This window comes from Methanococcoides seepicolus, assembly GCF_023684405.1.
In the GTDB taxonomy this organism is placed as follows: Archaea; Halobacteriota; Methanosarcinia; order Methanosarcinales; family Methanosarcinaceae; genus Methanococcoides; species Methanococcoides seepicolus.
Genome location: NZ_JAGSOI010000103.1, coordinates 1 through 4789 on the forward strand (window position 1 = coordinate 1; position 4789 = coordinate 4789).

Genomic DNA, 4789 nt, shown 5'->3' on the forward strand with positions numbered 1-4789 from the left:
GTCTCATCCCCAATGGGTGAGAACTTCTGTATGGTGGTAAAGATTATCCCGCCGGATTCCCTTTCAGAGAGCATCAGGCGTAGCTCTTCCCGATCTTGAGCTTGTACCGGTGCTTGTTTGAACAGTTCTTGCAGATTGGAGAAGGTCTTGAACAGTTGTCCGTCCAGATCAGTACGGTCAGTTACTACCAGTATGGTCGGATTGTTCATTTCCGGCTGCTGCAATAATTTACCTGCATAACAACACATTAAGATGCTCTTACCGGACCCCTGAGTATGCCAGACAACCCCGGCCTTTTTGCTGCCGGGTACTACTTCTCTGCCATAGGTTGCACGCTCATCATAAGCAATATGCTCATCCGGCAGCCGTGAGGCTATCAGTGTCGCATTCACTGCTGCACGCACAGCATGGAACTGATGATACCCGGCGATCTTCTTAACAATGCTTCCACCATCGTTCTCAAAGAGTATGAAATAGCGAAGGTAATCAAGCAGTAATTCCCTATCAAAGAATCCCCGCACAACTGTCTCCAGTTGCCATTCCAATAGCGGCTTGTCATTCTCTCCAGAAATTGTACGCCAGGGTGCAAACCTTTCCTTATTAGCCGTTAACGACCCGATACGTGCATTGAAACCATCACTTATTATCAGTGCTTCATTGAACACAAAAAGATCACTTATCTCATCTTTGTAGGTCTGCAACTGAGTGTAAGCATCCCAGATATCAACATCCTCATCATTGGGGGTCTTAAGCTCCAACACAGCAACAGGCAACCCATTGATAAAACAAACAACATCCGGCCTTCGAGGCTGCTTTACCCCCTGGATCGTAAACTGATTGACCGCCAGAAATCGATTGTTCCCCACTTTCTCAAAATCGATCAGGAACGCCCGATCAGAAACCACTTCCCCATCGGCCTCCCCACCTTCACCATTTTTCCGATACTCGACCGGCACCCCCTCCAACAAGAACCGATGAAAACCCCAATTATTAGTGGTCAGGTCTAACCCTTCAGGTTTTAAAACAACCCCCAAAGCCTGCTCAATAGCACTTTCCGGCAGGTCCCCATTGATACGCACCAATGCTTCCCGCAAATATTGCTTTAGAACTATCTCATGGTAATCACTACGTTCGGGAGAATCCGAATCTGGAGCAATGTCAGGACCGTAGAGGACATCCCAATCTTTTTCCCTAAACCAGTCAAGGCAGAGTTGTTCGAGTTCGTCTTCGTTCATTGGTAGCATTCCTTTGTAGTTCTGGATGTTTACTTTCAGCACTTCGGCAATATTTTCTATTACATCAAAATTAATTGCTTAAAAATGTTTTTAATCAGATATAGTCATCCCATCATCATATCGTAATGAGCTAAGTGGCCCGTTTTATCAAAAATATCTTTAAAAATATCAAGATATGACTCCACTTGTATATCAGTGGAAGAAACATACAAGTCTTCATGTATACTATGTGATCCATCATTTACCCAAGAAAATAATGATTTGCACATCACTTTTTCTTTTCCAGTAAATTTATTAGAAACATCGTCGAAGTTGATACCACCAAGAATTTTAAAGTAGTTTTCAAGTATTCTACGCAAGGTATTCTGAATAGTAAGACTCGAATGATCTTCCTTTTTAACTTCTGCCCACAATAGTTCGTATGAAGTTTTAATTGGATTTGATTCGTATTTTTCAATCTGTGATCCTTGTTTATTTTTACGAACGACCCAAAAAGTTTCTTCATTTAAAGCTTCATTACTTCGTTTTTGATTGAAAGTAATTTCTTTATGGAAATAAACATTGTGTGTTAAAATAAAAATTTGTTTTATGTAACCCTCGGTTTCCCGTACTTCTTCACACAATTTTTTAATAAGGGAACTAACAATGAAAAGAATATCACTATCTAAGCTGGAAACGGGATAATCGAATACAACAATCCGGTCTGTAGTCATTCCATTCTCTGAATTACTTCCCTTCAATAGATTATAGAAATATAAGAATGTAACAAAACTTTTCTCTCCCTCGCTTAATGTATCCTTTGCATCTGTTCCATCGGCACGAACGAGTTTGTAGTAGGAACTGTTATCAACACTTGCAAATGAGAAACCATCAAAACCAAAAGATTCCAACAACTGATTTATAGCATTAATAGTAGGTTGAATACTTGTTGCTTTTTTTTCTAAATCCTTAATTTTATCTTCTTTTGTAGTTTTCGATTTCTTATTTTCATCAATTCGTTTGGTTAGGCCAAAAATTGCTTTTTGCACACTACTTTTTTTCGTTTGATATGAATCGAGGTCTGTTTTTAGTTCCTCAAGAAGATATTTCCATACTTGTGCTGTCAGCTGTTTTTTTTCTGTGGTCAGGTTTGAAACTATTGTATTGTGTTTTTCAATATTTTCATTTGCCGTGTCTATGATATTTTTTATTCGCTCAGCAATCTGGCTAAGTGATTTAAGGTTCGTAACATTACTGGGTTCCTTTGCTTTATTTTCAAGAGATTGAATGTTGTTTGAAATTATAGAATCCAACAATTTTTTATCTTCTTTGATTTGCTCTGTGTCTAAAAACTTAGTTGATAATTCAATAATATTTTGCACATTTTGTTGAAAAATGCCTGCATCATTTTTGTAATTTGTTATGAGTTTGGCTATTGTTTCAGTGTCGTTTTCAAAAGTTTCGTCGAAGTATTCGTTAAGGCTTTTTTCAAAGGCTTCCGTTATCTGCTGCTGACAAAATGGACATATATTATTATTGCCATTAAAGTGGTCAAGTCCTTGCCTTACCCAATCACTATTACCCAGTTTTTGTATCATTGCAGCTATGTCTATATCCGATTTCCCAACAATCTTCTTTTCTAAAATTGGATTGCTTTCGTGAGCTATCATGCTATCAACTGAAATATTAGAGATTAATGATTCTCTTTCAAGTGCATCTTCAAAAACTATTTTAGCTTGTTTTTCGAGAACATCCAGTATTTCGAGACTAGCATTATTGTTGGTTGATTCTTGAATTATTTTATTTTTGAAGTTTTTAGTACTATTATGGAAACCTTCAAACGGTCCTCGTAACTTCGTATCATGCTTTTTCTTTTGTTCCCAACATTTCGCTTTAAATTCACTTTCCAGTTCATTAAGTTCTTTATTTTTTCGGTCCAAGGTGTTAGCTAAACCTTGGATATCCCCCTCCAACTTATCAACTTCTCTTTTGGCAGTTTCAATTTCATCGATTCTATCTATCTCTTCTTCTCCAAGAGTGAAAATACCTTTTAGTTTAGTTGCTGGTGCAAAATTGCTGTTCACAAAATCCTGATTGTATACCAACGTTTGAAGTTGGGTATCATTTTTCCAAGTTACATTACAATTAATGAATTTCGAGGGTTCTGCAATTAATTTGCTTATCGTGGTTTTTCCGGTACCATTCGATCCAAAAATATAGTTAAATTGTGATAAGTCATTCATCTCTTGCGGTGATTGTTTTTTATAAGTAGCAATATCCGATATTTTCAATGATTCAATCATGCTAATTCCCCCATCACTTTTTCTGCTTCTGATACACTTACTTCCCCTGACAACAACTTGGGTAAAAGAGTGTCGCGCAAGCGTTCTATGTTCTTACTTTCTTCGATTTTTTCATTTACAAGTATAAACATAGACGACACGTTCTGCATATAAAGTTTCATAAGTTCTTCTGATGGTGCAGGAAATTGAAATTCAGGGACTGCTGATTTTCCAAGATGTAAGACTGTTGTACCTGTCGTATACGACTTGGTATGATTTTGGAAAGTATCAGTCCTAGCTAAACCATAAAGAAAATATTTATGACCATCAATTTCTGGTCGAACTACTGCTACATCAAGAGAAATAACTAAGTGTTCATATCTTGAATCACTAACCACCATAGCAGGTTTTCCAATCACATCGGCAGCTTGGGTTACATCCGTATAAGCTATGATTAAATCCCCTGCAAATACTTCCTGTTCACCTTTATAAGATCCCGTGTACTCCTTGAGGCCATCCAGTCGATAACCCCCACCCCGGTTAAATGATTTTAAAGTTACTAATGCAGTTTTCGACTCAGACAGTTCAGCACTTTTGTATGATTTACCTTTAATAGTTTTAGCTAAGTCTTGAATTGCCTTAATTTCCCACCCCACTGGCACTTCTCCCAATTCCGAATCCCACATCGCCGCCGGAAACAGCTCAGCAGTGTCTTTAAGTTGTGCATATTCTTCCGGCTGTTCGGCTTGCATCTTATCCATCTCTTCGTCTAATCTGCCAGAAATAGCACGCATGGCGGCACGGTTTGCGCTTTCAGGGTCTTCTCCTGCTTCGATGGCTGCTATTTTGGCTTTGACAGGCTCGAAATCGACAAACCAGCTTTTGAAGATGGCTTGTGCCATGGTTTCGAGGGTTTGGTTTATTTGCTGGTTGAGGGTGATTTTGTCGGCAAGTGAAGATAATATATTTGCAATCTGATCTTCATTATCTTTATGGCGAGGAATATTCAATTTTTTGAGTACCGGAATTCTGACATTGCTGACTGTTGACCCCGTTCCCTCATTCCAAGAGATTTGTTGTTGGACATAAGGTGATTGAAGTGCCCAAAACAAATATTTGCCATTCACTTCTTTCTTTGGTCGTAACTATTCAGCCATCCTCACGTATTTGATATAAACTTAGAATACTCAACACAATTCCATCAGTGCTTGATATTGATTTTACCAAAAAACAATATACTATGCCTCTATTTTAGTCACTCCCTGAAATTCAACCTGGTTTTACCAGGCACGA

General features: G+C 38.2%; 3 protein-coding genes. All 3 read right to left on the reverse strand.

Going from position 1 to position 4789, the window contains the following annotated elements:
• Positions 1-1235, reverse strand: a 1235-nt coding sequence (locus KDK67_RS13560) for a type I restriction endonuclease subunit R (RefSeq protein ID WP_250869391.1), incomplete at its 3' end; no start/stop codon positions are given.
• A gap of 104 nt (positions 1236-1339) precedes the next feature.
• Positions 1340-3517: an AAA family ATPase gene (locus KDK67_RS13565; RefSeq protein ID WP_250869392.1), complete on the reverse strand. Its 2178-nt coding sequence runs from the start codon at positions 3515-3517 to the stop codon at positions 1340-1342.
• Positions 3514-4623 carry a restriction endonuclease subunit S gene (locus KDK67_RS14490; RefSeq protein WP_250869393.1) on the reverse strand — a complete coding sequence of 370 codons (1110 nt, stop codon included), beginning with the start codon at positions 4621-4623 and terminating at the stop codon, positions 3514-3516. The genes KDK67_RS13565 and KDK67_RS14490 overlap by 4 nt, the downstream gene beginning before the upstream one ends.
• Between the last annotated feature and the right edge of the window lie 166 nt (positions 4624-4789).

Coding starts and splice junctions, on each gene's coding strand:
- KDK67_RS13565 (WP_250869392.1), bottom strand. CDS start 3,517: ATGATTGAATCATTGAAAATATCGGATATTGCTACTTATAAAAAACAA.